Here is a 20,912-nt window from a genome sequence, read left to right on the forward strand (position 1 = left end):
ATTTTTGATATCGTAAATAGCGTATGTTTTCCGTTCACATTCAATGTAAACACTACCGATATTTTGAAATAAGTTTGTAAAATTAGTTCAAATTATCTGGTAAAAACAGTGGACCGATCGGCACTTCAGGTAACCCAAACTCTTCTGGGTAGTCTACATCTACCAGGTACAGACCTTCCGCTTTCGCTGTCGCACCCGCTAGTTTGCGATCTTTGGCGTCTAATAACCACTTGATCCATTCAGGACTCTCTTCGCCACGTCCAACTTTTATCAAGCTACCCGTGATATTACGAACCATATGATGCACGAACGCATTGGCTTTAATATCAATAACCACATAGTTTCCATGGCGCGTAACGTTCAGATGCATCAAGTTTCGAAATGGACTGCGAGACTGACAATGCGCCGCGCGAAACGACGTAAAATCATTTTCGCCGAGTAGGAACTGCCCTGCTTCATGCATTTTTTTCTCGTCGAGCTCACCATGATAGTGACTAACCCCCGAGTTTAAGATGCCTGGACGTAAAGCATGATTGAAAATAATGTAACGATAACGGCGCGCTGTCGCTGAGAATCTTGCATGGAAATCATCTGAAACTTCTTGAGCCCAACGAACCGCTATATCGCTCGGCATGTTCGCGTTTGCGCCCATGGTCCAAGCTACCATTTTTCGAGTAACGTTGGTATCAAAGTGCACAACTTGTCCCGTGCCATGCACGCCTGCGTCTGTCCGACCAGCACACTGAACTTCAACTGGGTGATTAGCGACGACGGACAATGCTTTCTCTAGCTCTTCTTGGACACTTTTCACTTCTCTTTGGCGCTGCCAACCAAAGTAGTTTGTACCGTTGTACTCGATACCTAATGCGATTCTCATCTTAACCTTCGAACTCTAAAATGGGGCGGGAAGTATATACTCAAGTCACCTCAAGTTGCCAGTTTCACCAAGGGTGACATAAAGGTAGCATCCTACTAACGGGACACAAAAAGGGTAGCAAACGCTACCCTTTTGTTTCGGTTTATCGGCCATTAATGGCGTCAATCAGGCTTTTTGCTTCGCGGCGAATATCATCCTCACCGTAAACAATCGCCTCTTCTAGTAGTTTAATCGCCCCTTGAGAATCGTTCATCTCGAGATAGATTTTAGCCAAATCCAGTTTCCCAGCCGCTTCAGCATTGCTATCTACGTCAATATCGCCGATCTCACCGATAACATCTGGAAACTCGTTCAATCCGACATCGAGCTTAAGGTCTTCTTCTTCGAACTCACCACCTTCTCTGTCGACCTGAGCCATCAATTCATCAATCGTCATAAATTGATTTTTCTTCGGGTCGAAGTCATCCAAGTCGCTTTGCTCTGCCCAGTTTTCTTGCGCGATCTCTGGCTGACTTAGTGCATCACTCGAATTCCAAACATCACGCTGGTCCTCAGGCACTTCTTCAGTAGAACTTACGTTATCAGCAGCGGGTTTAAAGCCATCCCAATCATCTCCAACATCAAGCATGGTTTCAAAATCCATACCTGCACTTGCGATGGTGTCACTGTCTAGTTTACCTTCAAATACTTCTGAGTTTGCGTCTTCCGCAAGAAGGTTAGCCATTGATGATTCATCATCCAAATTACTGAGCGGCTCACCCTCTGTCGCTGTTGACTGCACTTCTGGGTCAGTATCAAAGCCGTTTTGCTGCGCAAATACTTCAAACAAAGCATCATGATCGTTATCGGCTTGAATAGCTGGTCTCGATGTCTCTGCTTCAACCTTAGGGCTCTCTGGCGCACCCTCGTTCATTGACGCGAGAACATCTTCCTCATTGAACTCTGGAAGATCTTGGTCGTCAAAACTTAACTCTTCATCCTCACCGGAGATTGGTTCTATATCTGCAGTCTCAGAGCTCGGTAATTCTGGCTCTTCTTCCATCGACGCCAAGGCATCTTCTTCGCTGAACTCTGGCAAATCGAGCTCATCAAAATTGAACTCTTCTTCGGACTCAGCTGGCAAGTCGGCTTCAACCTGTTCTGGCTCAACGGACTCGGACGTTTCTAACGCAGGTCCGCCAGCCATAGACGCCAGTGCATCTTCTTCACTGAACTCTGGCAAATCGAGCTCATCAAAATTGAACTCTTCTTCGGACTCAGTTGGCAAGTCGGCTTCAACTTGTTCTGGCTTAACGGACTCGGACGTTTCTAACGCAGGTTCGCCAGCCATAGACACCAATGCGTCTTCTTCGCTGAACTCTGGCAAATCGAGCTCATCAAAATTGAACTCTTCTTCGGACTCAGCTGACAAGTCGGCTTCAACTTGTTCTGGCTTAACGGACTCGGACGTTTCTAACTCCGGCTCATCCGCCATAGACGCCAATGCGTCTTCTTCACTAAACTCAGGAAGATCCAGCTCGTCAAAATTGAACTCATCTTCTGATTCAGTTGGTAAGCCTGCTTCAACTTGTTCTGACTCAACGGACTCGGACGTTTCTAACGCAGGTTCGCCAGCCATAGATGCTAGAGCATCTTCTTCACTGAATTCTGGCAAATCTAGCTCATCAAAATTGAATTCTTCTTCTGAATCGTTGGTCGACTCAGTTTCCGGCTCCAATTCAGGCTCATCCAGTAGCCAATCTTCTTCTTGTGGAACACCGAATTCATTTTCTATTGTATTTGGTGTCGGCGTGAAGGCTGGAATGTCTTCCTCTTGCTCAACGTGAGGCTGTACCTCAGCATCGGACTCCACGGATGGTTCTTGTGTTGAATCAGTATCGGTAGCCTCTTGTTGTAGTGATGAAGCTTCCTCTATCTCCGTTTGTGTTTTTTCAACTTGCTGCGGTAAATCGTCTTCACTATCAAATAGAGCGTCAAGTTCAGCAGAAAAATCCGCTTTTTCTTGTTCTGTTGGCAGAAGTTCTTCACTGTCTGACTCAAATAGGTCGTCTAGCTCGCTCATTAAAGGATCATTCTCTGGTGAGAGGTCCTCTAAATCACCAAGAAATTCATCGCTGCTAAATGGCTCTGAGGCAGCCTCTGGCTCGGTTAATGGTTGATCTTCTACAGCTTGTTGCGTGTCTGGCTGGCTTTCACTTAATAAAGCGTCGATGTCCAACCCAGACTCAATGTCCTGATCTTCATGAGTTTGTTCTGACCCAACTACGGGAGATGGCTTTTCGTCGGCGTCTGGCTCACCAAAACCAAGTGATTTCAGTAACTCTTCCTCTTCCGATTTATTCTGCTCTGGGCTCTCGTCCTCTCGAATCAGATCATCAAACGGATCTAAATCAGCTTCAGTCTCTTCATCAAGTTCAGAGGTAACATCATCAATGAGTTCGTCCAGTAAGTCTGTGCTATCTGCGTCTAACTCTTCGATCGAGTCATCACCTTCAAAACCAGAGATTGCTTCTAGCTCGTTTAGTGGATCAAACTCGTCTGTGTCATCTTCATCAAAATCAATGAGTTCATCGAGTAGCTCTGTACTGTTTTCATCTAGAACAGGACCTTCATTGGCGTCAGCTTCTCGAACTTCCGATTCACTAGCCGGTTGTTCATACTGGGCCAATAGCTTATCGATATCGTCGTCAGATGCCTCTCCTACACTAAAGTCATCATCCGAAACGGGCTGTTTTAACTCAGGCTCATCAGTATCTAAATCGAAGTCATCGTTGCCAAGTTCAGCAAACAAGTCATCAAGCATATCCTGGTCGACAGTGTCACTTGGTAACTCTTCTGACGGCTCATCGGCTGCAAGTAACTCGGCAAATGCGTCGTCTGAAAGCGAGTCTGATTTCTCATTCGCATCATCCGAAAGATCGAAGCCAGACTCATCGTCATCGAGCACTTCTAGTTCTGGAGCAACCTCATCTAAGGCTCGCTCCATTTCTTCTAAACCAAGCGCCTTTTCTTCGCCGTTGACTTGGATACCATTGTTCGATGACTCAAACTCATCCAGACCAACATCTAGGTCACCGTCATCGCCAATATCTGCAAATGGGTCATCGTCCCCTTCCAGATTGAAATCAAGTTCTTCATCCTCGAGGTTAGCAAAGACGTCTTCTTCTAAATCTGACTTCTCTTCTTGTAAAGACTGTGCGTTGATATCTTCATCTGCAAACAATTCATCATCAAGCGTGAGCTCTTCATCCAGCTCATCCGCCGCCGCTAAACCGATTGGCGCCGCAAGAGGATCAACGTTTTGCTGTTCCTGCGCAGCCGCTTCTTCCTCTTTCGCTTTAGAGCGTCGGCCAAGAAGCATAACAACTAGCAACGCAATCAAAGCACCAGGAATTAATGCCGCAAGACCAACGAGCCAACCATTAGACAAAATTTTGTCCATGGTGCTTGGTTGCATGCGCTGTTGTTCAGCAAGGCGTTGGCGCTCTTCAGCAAGCAGCTTCTCGACTTCTGAGCGAATGCGTTCTTCGTCATTCAACTCGCTTTTCAAAGTTTCGACTTCGCTTTGCACTTCTGACAGCATCAATCGAAGACGATGGTTCTTCTCTTCTAATGAGTCTAATTCACTTTGTGAGCCTTGAAGTTTGTCCTTTAGCGCACTGACCTGCTTTTCACCCTGCGGAGAGGTGGTTACTGGTGGCGCAGGGATGACGGGTATTGTTTTCGGAGTTGGTTTTGGCTCCGTTGCTGCCACTGTCTCTGGCTTAGTCGCAGGCTTGGGTTCTACTTTAATTTGTGGCTTTGGTTGCTCGGTGACTCGTTGTGCTGGCGTCGCTCTATTTGTCGGCTTCGGCTGTTTTAACTTAGCTTCATGCGCCTTCATAATCGCAACAGCTTGCGCTGTGGTCGCGCTTTGCACTTGCTCTAGAGAAGGTACTCGTAGCCGACTCCCTGGGATCAATTCATGAATGTTTTGGTTCTCAAACGCTTGAGGGTTAATTCGGTAAATGGCAAGAAGCGTTTGTTGAACGGTAACACCGCGTGAAGGTCGTAATTCTGAAGCGATCGACCATAGTGTTTGATTTTCACCAGTCGGACCAAAGAAACGTGACGGTTGAGTATTCGCAGGAGGAGCAGGTAATGCTCGCTCAATATCTTCAGCATAGCTCGGAGATGATTGCACTTCACCAGACGGTCCAACAAGACGAATTCCTTCGGCTTGAACCACTGATGATGTCTGAGTCGCGCTCATCAACACAAGGGCTGCTAACAAACGCTTATAATTTTGACGCATAGAAGGCTCAGTTTTGTGCTAAATACAATTTGAAATGGTGATCGGTTAAATATATCGGATATCGCATGCAAAACTATAGCGTTGAGAATAAAAAATGTGTGGCTCTCGCCATATTCGTACTAATCTCACACTATTTTGTTTCGTTCGTACAAAAAAGCCTCGCACTGTGCGAGGCTTTGAAACGAATTGTAAACGACTTAGTAGTAATCGCGGATCAGAACTTCTGCGATTTGCACCGCGTTAGTTGCCGCGCCTTTACGCACGTTATCAGCAACAACCCACAGATTTACGCCACTATGATGACTGATATCGTTACGGATACGGCCAACCATTACATGGTCTTTACCGCCCGCATCGCGAACTTGTGTAGGGAAGTCTTCACCGTGGAACACTTCGATACCGTCAGTTTGTTCAAGCAAGTTAACGACTTCTTGTGCATCGATAGGTGAACGAGTCTCAATGTGAAGTGCTTCTGCGTGACCGTAGAATACAGGAACACGTACACACGTTGGATTGACTGTGATTGATGGATCGTTAAAGATCTTCTGTGTTTCCCACACCATTTTCATTTCTTCTTTGGTGTAGCCGTTTTCCATCATCTGATCGATTTGTGGAATGCAGTTAAACGCGATCTGTTGAGAGAATTGCTTCTTGTCTGCAGGCAGACCGTTTAGCAGCTTCGCCGTTTGACCTGCTAGCTCATCGATACCCGCTTTGCCTGCACCAGACACCGATTGGTAAGTTGATACGTTAATACGCTCAATGCCCACCGCATCGTGAATTGGTTTTAGTGCCACCAGCATTTGGATGGTTGAACAGTTCGGGTTCGCGATAATGTTACGGTTACGAAACTCTGCAATCGCTTCTGGGTTTACTTCTGGCACAACAAGAGGAATGTCGTACTCGTAACGGAAGTGTGATGTATTGTCGATAACAATCACGCCTTCATCAGCGGCAATTGGAGCCCACTTGGCTGATAGCTCACCACCAGCAGAAAACAGTGCGATATGCGCTTGAGACCAATCGAACTCTTCTACGTTTTGAACGCGTACCGTTTTACCATTGAAGCGGTAAGTCTTGCCTTCGCTGCGCTCACTCGCGAGTAGGAAGATTTCGCCTACTGGGAATTTGCGCTCTTGAAGCACATCCAAAATTGTTTCACCGACCGCACCGGTCGCACCTAAAATGGCAACATTATATTGCTGGCTCATTGACTTACCTCAATCTGAAAACCTAGTTCTGCTAATGGAGCAAGGTTACATGTTTTGTTACCCACTAGCGTGACAGCGCTGTATTCACGGCGATCCCAGTAGTTTTTACGCATCAGGTCAAAAGCGCCTGGCTTACTGATTTCACGGCGGAAAAGAGCGTCATCTCTACGCACATCATAGATTAACTGCGTGATGTTATGCAGTGTTGCTTCGTCCCAAGCTCTGTCTAATACCATAGTAGGAACAGGCGCGGTTGGCAGTAAATCGCTGGCATGCGCACGTAATTCGTTATTTAAGAACTCACAGTAGCTGTTGAAAATCATCGTTGTACCGCGAGCTTTCCCTTCCAAGCCGTAGCCTGCAACGTGAGGGGTTGCGAATGCTAGCAGAGGCAGAAGCTCCATATCAACCTCTGGTTCAAATTCAAATACGTCGAGTGCCGCTGTAAAGCCATCATTTTTCAAAAGACGTTGCTTCAAAGCAGCGTTGTCAACGATGGGACCTCGAGCCGCGTTAATCAAAATTTGATCGCTGCGGAGACCATTTAATACCTTCTCATCAATCAAATGATGCGTTGGGTATGGGCCATCTTTGGTGATTGGCGTATGTAGTGTAATGATGTCTGAGCTTTCAATCAGTTCTGTCAACGGAGTAAAGCTACGAGGATCACCAGCCTCTTGTTTGAATGGGTCATTGATGAGAACTTTAATACCCATGCCTTTCAAACATTTCTCTAGGTAGCTACCTACTTGGCCTGCACCAATAATACCTACCGTCTTGTCAAATACCGAGAAACCTTGTTGCTGAGCGAGCACCATCATCACGCTGAACGCGTATTCCGCCACACCCACTTTGTTACACCCTGGCGCCGCAGTGAAGAAAATGCCTTTCTCTTTTAAGAGTGCTTGGTCAACATGATCCATGCCTGCCGTGGCCGTACCAACAAACTTCAGCTTGTTTGCTTTGCTGATCAGGTCAGCATTCACTTTGGTGACTGAGCGAATCATTAGGGCATCAACATCCACTAAATCATCAGCGGTCAGTGTACGACCTGGTTTTAGAATTACGTTACCGAGTTGGCTGAATAGTTCTTCAGCATACGGCATATTTTCATCAACAATAATTTTCATAGCGCCAGCGTTCTAACATCCATTTGTAAGAGTTCGTTTATTCGCAAGATGCGAAACTAAAGCGATTGTGCCCTTTTCCCGAAAAATCTCAAGATATAACACCAATAAACCTCAAGGAGGTAACTCCTATAGAATCGATTGACGGGAAGCCTAGAGAAAAGCAGAAACAGAGAAAAGAAAAAGCCCGGCTAAATAGCCGGGCAAAGTTCCAGAACAAAAGGATCCTATCCCGCTCTCCATGGGATAGAGTCTGCGTCTGTTCGATCAGTGTGACTGATCAAGCTCTGGAAACTGGATTGTTGGCGTTTACAGTACTCTCGCAAGGCGCCAACAAATTCAGTTAACCTTGGTACTTTTTAATAACCAAAGTTGCGTTTGTGCCGCCAAAGCCAAAGCTGTTTGACATTACGGTCGTTAGCTCTGCATCACGTGCTTCTGTCACGATGTCCAGACCTTGTGCTGCTTCGTCCAAGTTTGAAATATTGATGCTTGGAGCAATGAAGTTTTTGTCTAGCATAAGTGTTGAGTAAATTGCTTCGTGCACGCCCGCTGCGCCGAGTGCGTGGCCAGTCATTGCTTTTGTTGCAGAGATTGCAGGGCTGTTCTCACCAAACAATTGTTGGATAGCACCAAGCTCTTTCACGTCACCAACGGGTGTCGATGTGCCGTGCGTGTTGATGTAATCCACACCATCAACGTCTTGCATCGCCATCTTCATACAACGAATTGCGCCTTCACCTGATGGCGCTACCATGTCGTAGCCATCTGATGTCGCACCGTAACCTACGATTTCACCGTAGATTTTCGCACCACGTGCCAGTGCGTGCTCTAGTTCTTCAATAACCAGCATGCCGCCGCCGCCCGAGATAACAAAACCGTCACGGTCTGCATCGTATGTACGAGATGCTTTGTCTGGCGTGTCATTGTATTTGGTTGACAGTGCGCCCATCGCATCAAACATCATAGTTTGAGACCAATCTAGCTCTTCGCCGCCACCAGCAAAAACAATATCTTGTTTGCCTAGTTGAATAAGCTCCATAGCATGGCCGATACAGTGTGCAGATGTTGCACATGCAGAGCTCATTGAGTAGTTCACGCCACGAATCTTAAATGGCGTAGCAAGACAAGCAGAAACAGTAGAAGACATAGTACGAGGAACCATGTAAGGACCAACTCGCTTTACGCCTTTGGCGCGCATCGTGTCTGTCGCTACCGTTTGATTGTATGCAGAAGCACCGCCAGAACCTGCAACGATACCGGTACGATCGTTTGAAACCTGCTCTTCTGTAAGACCAGCGTCTGCGATTGCCTGCTCCATTGATAGGTATGCATAAGCAGCCGCATCACCCATAAAGCGCATCTGCTTACGGTCGATGTGTTCCGCCGGGTTGATTTTTAGGTCACCCCATACTTGCGAACGAAGACCGTGTTCTTTGAACTGCTCAGATGCAGTGATGCCAGATTTGCCCGCTTTAAGAGACGCTAGAACTTCTTCGACGTTGTTACCGATACTTGAAACAATACCCATACCGGTGATTACGACTCGTTTCATTATGACATTCCTATAATTCAAAAATCCGCTAGATGATAACTAAGATAGTCAACAAAAGTGGTCAGCTTTCCCATAAATTCGTACAATCGCCCCATTCTTACCGCGCCAAATCACAAATTTGCACCATTATGACTTCAATAAAAAACGCAGAACTTGGTTGGAACGAAGCTGGTACTCCGGTTTCAGACCAATTTGATGATGTTTACTTCTCTAACGTAAACGGTCTTGAAGAGACACGCTACGTTTTCTTAAAACAAAATCATCTCCCAGAAAGATGGCAGGAATTTGACCAAAGACGTTTTGTCATTGGTGAAACAGGATTTGGCACGGGATTAAACTTCTTAGCAGTATGCCAGTGGTTTAGTGAGTTTCGTCGTCAGCATCCGGACGCAACATTGAAAGAGCTGCATTTTATTAGCTTTGAAAAATACCCATTAAGCAAAGCCGATTTAAAGAAGGCGCATGAAGCTTGGCCTGAGCTAGCTGAGTACGCGGAAAAGTTACAAAAGCACTACCCTGCCGCTGTGCCGGAGTGTCATCGCATTGTTTTAGAAGACGGCGCAATCACACTCGACCTTTGGTTTGGTGACATTAAAGACTGCATGCCGCAAGTTCCATACAACGAACAAGGTTTGATTGATGCTTGGTTCTTAGATGGATTCGCGCCAAGCAAAAACCCAGAAATGTGGAACCAAGGCCTGTTCAACAACATGGCAAAGCTAGCCAAGCAAGATTGTACAGTTGCCACGTTTACCGCAGCAGGCTTTGTACGTCGTGGTTTGAACGAAGCTGGCTTTACAATGAAAAAGGTGAAAGGTTTCGGCACTAAGCGAGAAATGATCGCCGGCTCTATGGAGCAACGTGAAAAGCAGTCGAACCATCTCCCTTGGTTCAATCGCTCAGCATCTAGCAATCTTGATTCGATTGCCATCATTGGTGGTGGTATAGCTAGCGCGGCGTTAGCGAAAACGTTAGTTCGTCGTGGCCAAAACGTCACCCTTTACTGTAAAGACAAACAACCAGCCAAAGGAGCTTCAGGCAATCGACAAGGAGCCGTTTATCCACTGCTTAATGGCCCGCACACGGGTGTTTCACGAGTGTTTGCTCCTGCATTTTTGTTCGCACGTCAGTTTGTTGAACAAGCAGCACAAGAGATCGATTTTGATCATGACTGGTGTGGCGTAACTCAGTTGATGTGGGATGACAAATCCACAGACAAACTGGAGAAAATGCTTGCGGGTAACTTCACACCAGAGCTCATTTATAAATTGTCTGCGGAAGAAACGGCGGAGACAATCGGCTTATCCATTGATATGGCATCGGTTCACTACCCAATGGGAGGGTGGCTGTGCCCTGCCGAGTTAACTCGTGGGTTAATTAAACAATTGGAGCAGACGTCGTTACTCTCAACGAAGTTTGAACACCATGTTGAGGCATTAGATTGGGATGAAAAGCGTCAGCTCTGGCTACTAACGGCGAGTGGTCAAACATTTGAGCACTCAACGGTTGTGATTGCGAACGGCCATGAGTTCCAGACATTGAGTCAAACCGCTTCCCTACCAATGGGACAAGTGAAAGGACAAGTCAGTCATGCGCCAGCAACCGAAACGCTGAGTCAGCTGAAAACGGTGTTGTGTTACGACGGTTACATGACACCTGTTAACCCAAGTAATCAACACTTGTGTATCGGTGCAAGCTACGACCGCAGTCACCTTGACTACGAATTTGATGAAAACGCCCAAAAAGATAATGCGGAAAAGCTAGTGAAATGTGTACCGAATCAAACATGGGCAAAAGAGGTAGATATCACTGGTAATCAATCTCGCCAAGGTATTCGTTGTGTTAGCCGAGATCACTTACCATTTGTCGGAAATGTGGGTGACTTTGAGACGATCAAAACGCAATACGCCAACTTACAAAATCAAAAAGAAGAAGAGGTAGAAACCATTCATCAGTACCCTAACCTATTCTGCTTCTTAGGTTTAGGATCTCGTGGACTGAGCTCTGCACCATTATTAGCTGAAGTGTTGGCCTCCCAGATCTGTGGGGACCCGCTGCCATTACCTGTTGATGTATTGACCGAACTTCACCCAAGTCGAATGTGGGTTCGTAAACTAAGAAAAGGCAAAGCCATTACCGAGCTGTAAGAGTATTCTCTCGTTTTAATTCCCGACACAGATACGTGTCGGGAATCGCTAACTCATTAAGTCGCTCGTACTGAGATTACTTCAGCAGTGCAACTGCCTGTTTCACTTGCTCTGCCACTTCTGGGTTTATAACCTTACCCGATTCCACGTCAAAATTTTCGTAGAAGCTCGGCACAGATAACGATGCCTTTACATCCGCACCAAAAAATTGTGCAGAACCTGTCGCCGCCGCAAGAACACTTTGTGCACCACCGGGACCTGGGGAAGTTGCTAAATAAACGACAGGTTTGTTTTGAAATACATTACGCTCAATGCGTGTCGCCCAATCGAACAAGTTTTTATAGGCCGCTGGGTACGAACCGTTATGCTCTGCGAAAGAAACAACGATAGCGTCAGCCTCCGCCAAGTCACGTAAAAACGCGACAGCCCCTTCAGCTTGACCTATTTCTTTCTCTTTGTCCTCGCTAAACATTGGCGCTTGATAATCGTTTAAGTCTAGAACATTCACTTGAGCGCCTTCGACTTGATTTGCTGCGTATGTAGCAAGTAGTTTGTTGATTGAGGTAGAGCTGGTAGATGCACCAAATGCGACAATTTTCATGGTTGTAATCCTTTGTTCACGTTTTATGCTGATCAGAATAAAAGTTGAACAGTTTCGCTACAACCACAAAAATTTTATGGAGAGGTTCGAATTTTTCGAAGTAGTAAATGACTAGGATTAAATAAAGGGAGAACGCTGCTTAGGGACTAAGCCTGAGCCTGGAGCTCCTGCCACAAATCACTGACAATCACGCGATCGGCCGGGCTTAACTCGGTACGCGCATTTTCTAAGCTGCTCTCAATGCGTGACTTCAGCTCAGTAATATCGCTAATCCCTTCTTCTTCACAAGACGCCGCGGATAAAGAGATGTGACCACGTAAATAACCACCAGCAAACAATTCATCGTCAGATGCTGTTTCAATTCGAGCATCAATCAGTTCCAGTAGTTTTTCTTCAAATTCAATAATCATGGTGTATCTCTGAGGTTATTAGTGGTTATTTAACGCAAAAGTCCGACGCTTCCAGTGGCTTAGTTTGATAAAATGCACGCAGGGCATCAGAAAGCATTTTCACTCGCAAAGGCAAGCCAACGTCCAAAATACCTAGCACTTCTTTATGCACTTTTTTCATAAAGCCGAGCCTATCTGGTTCAAAATCGCCGTGTAGATTGTCACAACTCACCGTAAAAGGGAAGCCAGCGCTTTGTGCCAGAATCCATTCATAAGCTTGAGGTCGCACTTCAACTTTCTCAAACTCCGCTTGAACTTCTGCTGTTCGCCCATCGGGTTCATACCAATAGCCAAAATCTTCCAGCAAACGACGCTCTGGACCAGCCACACACCAATGCGAAATCTCGTGTAAAGCAGAGGCGTAAAAACCCCGAGCAAAAATAATCCGATGATGAGGGTGTTCATCATCAGCAGGAAGATAAATAGGCTCATCACCACCTAACTCTAATTTCGTATTAAATTGTTCTAAAAAGGTGTCATTAAAAATGGTGATTAAGTCTTGGTATTCGTGGGTCATCGTCGAGTTTGTACTTCAGTTTGACATGCGCTGCATATTGTCGCTGTTTTTAGCTATGAGGTAAAGGCAACCCCACATTTTTGGTTATTAGTTGAATTTATCTGAACATCGCTTTCTCCATACAATTTCTCATTCGTCAGCGTACTTATTTACCACTACACTCTCGCCTTATTTTGATGCCGTTCAAACCGCTATTTTTAAGCCGTTTGATTACAAGCATGTTGCTGGTTTTAATCACTTTTTAAGAGAGATAGAACCGTTTGTAAGTGTTGTTACTTCGCCTACGCTGATTCTCGTAGAACGTAGTGACTTTTTACGTTGAGTGTTTCCCTATGTTGCTAAGTGTGTTGTATATCATTGGTATCACGGCTGAAGCCATGACAGGTGCGTTAAGTGCTGGTAGAAGAAAGATGGACTGGTTTGGTGTTATGTTGGTGGCTAGCGCAACGGCCATTGGTGGTGGCACCGTACGTGACATTCTATTAGGCCACTACCCTCTTGGTTGGGTAAAAAACCCAGAGTTCCTTGCAATTACGTGTGTTGCAGGTGTGCTAACAACAGGTTTAGCGAAATGGGTGATTAAGCTGAAAGGTCTGTTCATTCGCCTCGATGCATTAGGTTTAATCGTGTTTAGTATCATCGGAACAAAAATTGCGATGGGCATGGGCTTGCACCCTGGTATTTGTATGGTTTCAGCGTTAGTAACTGGTGTATTCGGTGGGTTACTTCGCGACTTAATCTGTCGCCAAACACCATTGGTACTGCATGAAGAGCTTTACGCTTCTGTCGCTCTTATCGCATCAGGAATGTACTTAGCGCTATTAGAATTCAATGTTCCCGATGTCACTGCCACTATTATTACACTGGTTACTGGTTACATGTTGCGTATGGCTGCGGTACGCTTTAAGTGGCGTCTGCCTTCTTTCCATTTGGAAACCGAAGGCTCGATTCATTAAGCAAAAACTACTTAAACAAAAAAGGTTGCCTGATAAAATTGTGCCACCCGCGATTCAGTGAGTGGCATAATTTTATATTCAGTCATCCTGAACAGCGACGAAGGAACATGATTCAGGATCTATTATCCGAGCACTCTGTTGTCAGAGATGTTTCTTTCTCTTTTCATCGCGCTGAAATTAGATTCCTAGTCTCGCTATAGCTCGCTGGAATGACACAAAGCTCTTAAATCTTCGGTGTTTCAGTTGTTACGCTATGGTTTTGACCACGGTGGCGTAGTAAATGATCCATCACCACAATAGCCAGCATCGCTTCTGCGATAGGCACAGCACGAATACCCACACATGGGTCATGACGACCTTTGGTGATCAACTGAGTTGGTTCACCTTCTCTTGTGATGGTCTCACCCGGCACAGTGATACTTGATGTTGGCTTAAGCGCAATGTTTGCGACAATGTCTTGACCAGTCGAGATACCACCAAGAATGCCACCCGCATGATTACTACCAAAACCTTCAGGAGAAAGCGCATCACGGTGCTGACTGCCTTTTTGGTTTACCACGTCGAAACCGTCTCCGATTTCCACGCCTTTCACCGCGTTGATGCTCATTAGTGCGTGCGCGATGTCTGCATCCAAACGGTCAAATACGGGTTCCCCAAGACCAACAGGCACGTTAGTTGCCACAACCTGGATTTTTGCGCCAATAGAGTCGCCTTCTTTTTTCAGGTCACGGATAAGTTGGTCAAATGCTTCTACTTTGTCAGCATCAGGGCAGAAGAATGCATTGTTCTCGATTTCGTTCCAATCTACCTTGTCGATAGATACATCACCCATTTGTGACAAGTAAGCACGAATCTCAACACCAAACTCATCTTTTAAGTATTTCTTCGCGATTGCACCAGCAGCCACACGCATTGCGGTTTCACGAGCTGAAGAACGGCCGCCACCGCGATAGTCGCGGATGCCATATTTTTGGTGGTAAGTGTAATCAGCATGACCCGGTCTGAACTTATCTTTGATGTCAGAGTAGTCTTTTGAGCGCTGATCGGTGTTTTCAATTAGCAAACCGATCGATGTGCCCGTGGTTTTGCCTTCAAAAACGCCAGAAAGAATTTTAACTTCATCCGGTTCACGACGTTGTGTGGTGTAACGTGATGTGCCTGGACGACGGCGGTCGAGATCGATTTGTAGATCTGCTTCTGTAATTTCCAACCCCGGAGGACATCCGTCTACGATACATCCCAGTGCGATACCGTGACTTTCCCCGAATGTCGTCACTCGGAAATGTTGTCCGATACTGTTTCCTGCCATTACTTCCTCAAGTTTTTATCGCCACGCTCTCTCAAAACAGAGCATAGCTGCTTTCCAATTCTTCGTGGATTCATAGTGGCTTTATTACGTTTTGATGTAAAGAGTTAATATCGGCGAGGTATGCATAAAAAAAACACCGAGCATAAAGCTCGGTGTTTTGATGTTTAGTGCAAGACTCTATTAGTCTTTGTACAGTTTAAACTCTTCTGCACACTCAACCAGCTGGTCACGCGTTAGCATAAATACGCCATGACCGCCGTTCTCGAACTCAATCCAAGTAAATGGAATCTCTGGGTACTGTTCCATCATATGAATCATTGAGTTGCCGACTTCACAAATAAGAATGCCGTTATCTGTTAGATAATCTGGCGCGTTAGCAAGAATACGACGCACTAGTTTTAGACCATCCGTACCCGCAGCTAAACCAAGCTCAGGCTCATGCGTGAACTCATCTGGCAGGCTGTTCATGTCTTCTTCATCCACATATGGTGGGTTGGACACGATTAGATTGTATTTCTCTTTTGGAAGATCACGGAACAAATCAGAGCGAATTGGGAACACTTGCTGCTCCATGCCGTGATCTTGTACGTTTTGCTCAGCCACTTGTAGAGCATCTGTAGAGATGTCGATCGCATCCACTTCTGCTTCAGGGAAAGCGTGCGCACAAGCAATCGCGATACAACCAGAACCCGTACATAGGTCCATGATGCGCGTAGGCTCTTCCACCAACCAAGGTTGGAATTCCGCTTGAATCAACTCACCGATTGGAGAGCGTGGTACAAGTACACGCTCATCAACGAAGAACTCAAGACCGCAGAACCATGCTTTGTTGGTTAGGTATGCTGTTGGCGTACGCTCGTTGATGCGTTTTACTACGCGCTCAACAATACGCAGACGCTCGCTTGTCGTTAGGCGAGAGTTCAATACGTGCGGAGGCACATCAATCGGCAAGTATAAGGTTGGCAGGATAAGCTGAACTGCTTCATCCCACGCATTATCAGTACCATGACCGTAAAACAGGTTCGCTGCATTAAAGCGGCTTACCGTCCAACGAATCATATCTTGAAGGGTATGCAGCTCCGATACCGCTTCTTCTACAAAAATCTTATCCAAAATTGCCTCCGAAAAGCGCTACAATACTGCCAATAAAGTTTATTAATGAAATTGTTTACCTAATGAGCCAAAAAGACACCGAGAACGATGACGATTTCGCCTTGTTTCAGGAAGCAGTACAGGGCGTAAAAAAGTTGCGACAGGATACCATAATCCAGCAACCAAAAAAAAATACTAAGCAAAAAGAAATCAAGCGCTCCAACCGTGAAGCGAGTGACTCTGAATTTTACTTTTCAGACGAGTTTGTCCCTCTATTAAACGATGAAGGTCCAACTCGTTATGCACGTGACGACGTCTCCACTTATGAAGTCAAACGTCTACGTCGTGGCGTGTATGTACCGGACGTGTTCCTCGATATGCACGGCATGACACAGCAAGAAGCAAAACGCGAGCTTGGTGCGATGATAGCCTATTGCATCAAAAACGAGATTCATTGTGCGTGTGTGCAACATGGTATTGGGAAACACATCCTGAAACAGAAAGCCCCACTTTGGTTAGCACAGCATCCTGACGTTATGGCTTTTCACCAAGCGCCACTAGAATTTGGTGGTGATGGTGCGTTGTTAGTGTTGCTTTCAATTCCTGAAAAGTAACAAGCTTGCTGTAGACACGACGAAACGAAAAGGCAGGGATCTCCTGCCTTTCTTATTCGGTCTCTAATTTGCAAACGCTTATTTTGGTTTAGACACTTATGGCGTAATATGCCATAGCACTTCACCATTTTGTGTTTGTAAATCATATTCAATGCACACTAGGCCTGATGTAGGAAACATCGGAGGTGTCATGTCTTTTACAAACTCTGAAGTCAGATAACCGACCAAAGGCAAATGCGATACGAACAAAAGCGAGTCCAATTGTTCGACTTCGATTAACGCACTTGCGAAATCGAAGACATGCTCGGACTGGCCATAAGGTGTAATATCTTCACAAGTTTCAATGCTTTTTGCAGAGAAATACGCACTGATCTCTTGCCAAGTTTGTTGAGCTCTAATGTACGGACTCACCAACACTTTATCGAATTGCGCAAAACCCTGTTCTTTACAGGCTCTAGCAACCGCTTCTGATTCGACTCTGCCTCTTGGGGTCAATTGTCGTGCTGCGTCTGAATCTGCAAAATGCTCGGCTTCACCGTGACGCATGATGAATATTTTCATGTTATTTCCTAGGGATAGCTAACGCTACCAAAAGGTTGACTGCTATCTTTATTAGATAGACGGGGCTAACTTTAACAATGACGAAACAAAAATACTGATATAATTATCTGTTCATTATACCAATTCGCTTGTTAAAGATAGCGACTTTCTTAACAATCTATTAAAAGAATGTACTCAGTTCATCACACTATTTAACTGTGCAATGAGTTCAGAGCATTCACTCAAACAGTTCTTCCCCATACGCAAACGCGATGGGCCTGTGCAGAAGTCTACGAATAACAAAAATACGGCAAGCAGTATTTGTCGAAACGCAAACTTTGCGCCCCCCGCGAGGGGAGCCTAAATTACTGTAATGCGAAATCTGGAGACGCATCGTGCATCTAAGTCCTAACGATTCAAATCAATACCGCTACATTACCTTGAGCAATGAACTGCGTGTACTGCTGATTCATTCCGATACAGCTCAACAGTCGGCAGCTGCTCTGGCAGTGAACGTTGGACACTTCGACGACCCAAACGATCGCCAAGGTCTGGCACACTATTTAGAACACATGCTTTTTTTGGGTACGGAAAAATACCCTAAAGTGGGCGAGTTTCAAAGCTATATTAGCCAACACGGTGGAACAAACAACGCTTGGACTGGTACAGAGCACACTTGTTTCTTTTTCAATATTGCTCCAAATGCCTTTGAAAGTGCCTTAGATCGATTTAGCCAATTTTTTACCGCACCTTTGTTTAACGAAGAAGCATTAGACAAAGAACGCCAGGCTGTCGACTCCGAATACAAGCTCAAACTCAATGATGATTCTCGTCGCCTGTATCAAGTTAACAAAGAAGTCATCAATCCAGAGCACCCGTTTTCAAAATTCTCTGTCGGAAACTTAGATACTCTTGGCGACCGAGATGGTAAATCCATCCGCGACGAAATTGTGGAGTTTCACCACTCTCAGTATTCCGCCGATTTGATGACACTGACTCTATTTGGGCCACAGCCGCTCGATGAACAGCAAGCTTGGGTAGAAGCCATGTTTGCCGACATCCCAAATCACCATCTTCGTGGAAAATCGATTGATGTACCGATCGGCACTGAGGAAAGCACGGGCATTTTGGTTCAAGTCGAGCCGCTCAAAGAGTTCCGTAAACTGATTCTCACATTCCCCATGCCAGGAATGGATGCGCATTATAGCGTGAAGCCACTCTCCTACTTTGCTCACCTGTTGGGTTATGAAGGAGAAGGCAGTTTGATGCTTCAACTCAAAGAAAAAGGCTGGATTACTTCTCTCTCAGCGGGCGGCGGCGCGAGTGGCAGTAACTACCGAGACTTTACCGTAAGCTGCACCCTGACGCCAAACGGCTTAGATCATGTTGATGATATCGTTCAAGCAGTTTTTCAATACCTCTCGATGATCAAACAAGACGGGTTAGATGAATGGCGCTATCTCGAAAAACAAGCGGTATTAGAATCGGCTTTTCGCTTCCAAGAGCCATCGCGCCCAATGGATCTCGTCAGCCATCTGGTGATCAACATGCAGCACTATCAACCGGAAGATACGGTTTATGGTGACTACAAAATGGCGGGCTACGATGAGGAGTTACAGCGTTCATTGCTGCGATACTTAACCATCGATAATGTACGCGTCACTTTGATTGCTAAAGGCCTGGAATACAACCGTACTGCCGAATGGTACTTTACCCCGTACTCCGTCACACCTTTTAGTGAAGACCAACGTCGTTTCTATCAACAAATCGATCCAAGCTGGCAATTCGTCTTACCGGAAAAGAACCCTTATATTTGCTACGATCTCGACCCCATGCCACTCGAAAATGGTGATTCACTGCCAGAGTTGATTGAGGATCTCGAAGGGTTTCGGCTGTGGCATTTGCAAGATGACGAATTTCGCGTGCCCAAAGGTGTCGTTTATGTCGCTATCGACAGCTCTCATGCCGTTGCATCACCAAAGAACATCGTCAAAACGCGCTTATGTGTAGAGATGTTCCTCGATTCGCTAGCAAAAGAAACCTATCAAGCAGAAATCGCAGGGATGGGTTACAACATGTATGCTCACCAAGGTGGCGTGACCTTAACCCTCTCAGGGTTCAGTCAAAAGCTGCCTCAGTTGCTAGAAATGATTCTGCACCGTTTTGCTTCTCGAGATTTCAGCCCTGCTCGCTTTGAAACCATCAAACAACAATTGTTACGAAACTGGAGAAATGCTTCACAAGATCGCCCTATTTCGCAGCTGTTTAACGCACTTACTGGGTTACTTCAACCCAATAACCCGCCTTTCGCAACCTTAGTCGAAGCGCTAGAAGAAATCGAAGTCGATGAACTCTCGGTATTCGTAGAATCCATTCTTGCAGAACTGCACGTTGAAATGTTTGTTTACGGAGACTGGCAACGCCAGCAAGCCCATGACATGGCTACGACCTTGAAGGATGCTCTAAGAGTTAACGAGCAACGTTATGAAGAGGCACTTCGTCCGCTCATTATGCTAGGTAAAAATGGCAGTTTTCAACGTGAGGTGCATTGTAATCAGCAAGATTCAGCAGTCGTTATTTACCACCAGTGCGAGGATATTGAGCCTCGCAGTATCGCGCTATACTCATTGGCCAATCACCTTATGTCGGCAACGTTTTTCCACGAAATCCGTACCAAGCAGCAATTAGGTTACATGGTAGGCACTGGCAATATGCCGCTAAATCGTCACCCTGGTATTGTACTGTATGTACAGTCACCTAATGCAGCACCTGCCGAGCTGGTTACCTCAATCGATGAGTTTTTAAATGCCTTTTATATGGTGCTGTTAGAGTTAAACGATTACCAATGGCACAGCAGTAAGCGCGGCTTGTGGAACCAAATAGCAACGCCGGACACCACACTTCGAGGACGGGCTCAACGTCTTTGGGTTGCGATAGGAAATAAGGACACTGAGTTTAACCAACGTGACAAGGTACTGGCGGAGTTGAAGAAGCTGACGCGCGCAGACATGATTCGCTTCGTTGTGAACGAATTGAAACCTCGTACTGCAAATCGTTTGATCATGCACTCTCAAGGTCAAGCGCATTCGGAGGCTCCGCGCATCCATCTAGGACAAGAAATAGGATCGATTGAAGAGTTCCAACTTCGGCCAAAAGATTGCGGCTTGGGGTGATCTAGTTGCGCAGAAATAAAATTGTCGATTACTAGAATGAACCTACAAACCCATGAGGTTGTCGGTCTCATAGATTGAATCGGCACCATAATTGGCAGAAAATTGAAATTGCGCCATTGCGGCTTATGCTCTAATTACCAAACTAAAAATAACTTAATGAGGTAATCATGAAAAAAGCACTTTTACTTGTGGCTCTTATACTGCCATTGGCATCTGCTCACGCTGAAATCTCAGTCAAAGGCGATGGTTTCGAACTAAGTGACGACTGTGTGCGCCTTAGTGGAGACAATGTATCCATCAAATCAGATGATTGCTCTTCAAAGCAGTGGAATGATAAAGACAAAAAAGGTAATAGCAGCATTCATGGGGACGACAACCCTGGTAAAGGCCACAATAAAGATAAGAAAGACAAGAAGAAGTAACCATTTCTTCTTTATGAAAAAGGCTTGC

At 45.7% G+C, this 20,912-nt stretch carries 16 protein-coding genes; 5 read left to right on the top strand and 11 right to left on the bottom strand.

From position 1 onward, the window contains the following. Positions 1-82 precede the first annotated feature (82 nt). The 5 genes from truA to fabB form a co-directional block, all read right to left on the bottom strand. On the bottom strand, positions 83-877 hold the full coding sequence (gene truA / locus R7093_RS21655) for a tRNA pseudouridine(38-40) synthase TruA (protein ID WP_033907367.1): 795 nt from the start codon (positions 875-877) through the stop codon (positions 83-85). A gap of 142 nt (positions 878-1,019) precedes the next feature. Next, on the bottom strand, positions 1,020-5,171 hold the full coding sequence (locus R7093_RS21660) for a FimV/HubP family polar landmark protein (protein WP_205390970.1): 4,152 nt from the start codon (positions 5,169-5,171) through the stop codon (positions 1,020-1,022). Between the two features lie 197 nt (positions 5,172-5,368). Next, positions 5,369-6,382 carry an aspartate-semialdehyde dehydrogenase gene (locus R7093_RS21665; RefSeq protein WP_005380562.1) on the bottom strand — a complete coding sequence of 338 codons (1,014 nt, stop codon included), beginning with the start codon at positions 6,380-6,382 and terminating at the stop codon, positions 5,369-5,371. After that, positions 6,379-7,512 carry a 4-phosphoerythronate dehydrogenase gene (locus R7093_RS21670; protein WP_005380560.1) on the bottom strand — a complete coding sequence of 378 codons (1,134 nt, stop codon included), beginning with the start codon at positions 7,510-7,512 and terminating at the stop codon, positions 6,379-6,381. Before R7093_RS21670 ends, R7093_RS21665 begins: the two co-directional genes overlap by 4 nt. Before the next feature lie 340 nt (positions 7,513-7,852). Further along, the gene (fabB, locus tag R7093_RS21675; protein WP_005380557.1) at positions 7,853-9,064 is read right to left on the bottom strand and encodes a beta-ketoacyl-ACP synthase I; all 1,212 of its coding nucleotides are present in this window, start codon (positions 9,062-9,064) and stop codon (positions 7,853-7,855) included. Between the two features lie 128 nt (positions 9,065-9,192). On the opposite strand from fabB, the gene mnmC reads away from it, so the two are divergent. Continuing rightward, complete coding sequence (gene mnmC / locus R7093_RS21680) at positions 9,193-11,211, top strand: bifunctional tRNA (5-methylaminomethyl-2-thiouridine)(34)-methyltransferase MnmD/FAD-dependent 5-carboxymethylaminomethyl-2-thiouridine(34) oxidoreductase MnmC (protein WP_047104380.1); 2,019 nt, start codon at positions 9,193-9,195, stop codon at positions 11,209-11,211. 76 nt (positions 11,212-11,287) lie between these two features. Here mnmC and R7093_RS21685 read toward each other — a convergent pair whose 3' ends face one another. The 3 genes from R7093_RS21685 to R7093_RS21695 form a co-directional block, all read right to left on the bottom strand. Beyond that, positions 11,288-11,812, bottom strand: coding sequence for an NADPH-dependent FMN reductase (locus R7093_RS21685; protein WP_047104377.1), 525 nt, complete (start codon positions 11,810-11,812; stop codon positions 11,288-11,290). Between the two features lie 146 nt (positions 11,813-11,958). After that, positions 11,959-12,222, bottom strand: a complete 264-nt coding sequence (locus tag R7093_RS21690; RefSeq protein ID WP_017635933.1) for a YfcL family protein — start codon at positions 12,220-12,222, stop codon at positions 11,959-11,961. 25 nt (positions 12,223-12,247) lie between these two features. Next, entirely contained in the window at positions 12,248-12,778 is a 531-nt protein-coding gene (locus R7093_RS21695) for an elongation factor P hydroxylase (protein ID WP_005380546.1), read from the bottom strand. A gap of 332 nt (positions 12,779-13,110) precedes the next feature. Here R7093_RS21695 and R7093_RS21700 point away from each other — a divergent pair, with 332 nt between their 5' ends. Continuing rightward, a complete protein-coding gene (locus tag R7093_RS21700; RefSeq protein ID WP_005380544.1) occupies positions 13,111-13,734 on the top strand; it encodes a trimeric intracellular cation channel family protein in 624 nt (207 codons plus the stop codon). Between the two features lie 223 nt (positions 13,735-13,957). Here the strand turns inward: R7093_RS21700 and aroC are convergent, their stop codons facing one another. Together aroC and prmB are read right to left on the bottom strand one after the other, a co-directional pair. Beyond that, a complete protein-coding gene (aroC, locus tag R7093_RS21705; protein ID WP_047104375.1) occupies positions 13,958-15,043 on the bottom strand; it encodes a chorismate synthase in 1,086 nt (361 codons plus the stop codon). A 180-nt stretch (positions 15,044-15,223) separates the two neighbouring features. Next, complete coding sequence (prmB, locus tag R7093_RS21710) at positions 15,224-16,156, bottom strand: 50S ribosomal protein L3 N(5)-glutamine methyltransferase (RefSeq protein ID WP_005380541.1); 933 nt, start codon at positions 16,154-16,156, stop codon at positions 15,224-15,226. Positions 16,157-16,218: 62 nt separating this feature from the next. Here prmB and smrB point away from each other — a divergent pair, with 62 nt between their 5' ends. Further along, entirely contained in the window at positions 16,219-16,749 is a 531-nt protein-coding gene (gene smrB / locus R7093_RS21715) for an endonuclease SmrB (RefSeq protein ID WP_065274739.1), read from the top strand. A gap of 96 nt (positions 16,750-16,845) precedes the next feature. Here smrB and sixA read toward each other — a convergent pair whose 3' ends face one another. Then, positions 16,846-17,310, bottom strand: a complete 465-nt coding sequence (gene sixA, locus R7093_RS21720) for a phosphohistidine phosphatase SixA (RefSeq protein ID WP_005380537.1) — start codon at positions 17,308-17,310, stop codon at positions 16,846-16,848. Between the two features lie 374 nt (positions 17,311-17,684). Here sixA and R7093_RS21725 point away from each other — a divergent pair, with 374 nt between their 5' ends. Further along, positions 17,685-20,462 carry an insulinase family protein gene (locus tag R7093_RS21725; RefSeq protein WP_047104372.1) on the top strand — a complete coding sequence of 926 codons (2,778 nt, stop codon included), beginning with the start codon at positions 17,685-17,687 and terminating at the stop codon, positions 20,460-20,462. Positions 20,463-20,629: 167 nt separating this feature from the next. Further along, complete coding sequence (locus R7093_RS21730; RefSeq protein WP_047104370.1) at positions 20,630-20,884, top strand: hypothetical protein; 255 nt, start codon at positions 20,630-20,632, stop codon at positions 20,882-20,884. Positions 20,885-20,912 lie beyond the last annotated feature (28 nt).

Source organism: Vibrio sp. 1580 (assembly GCF_033340055.1).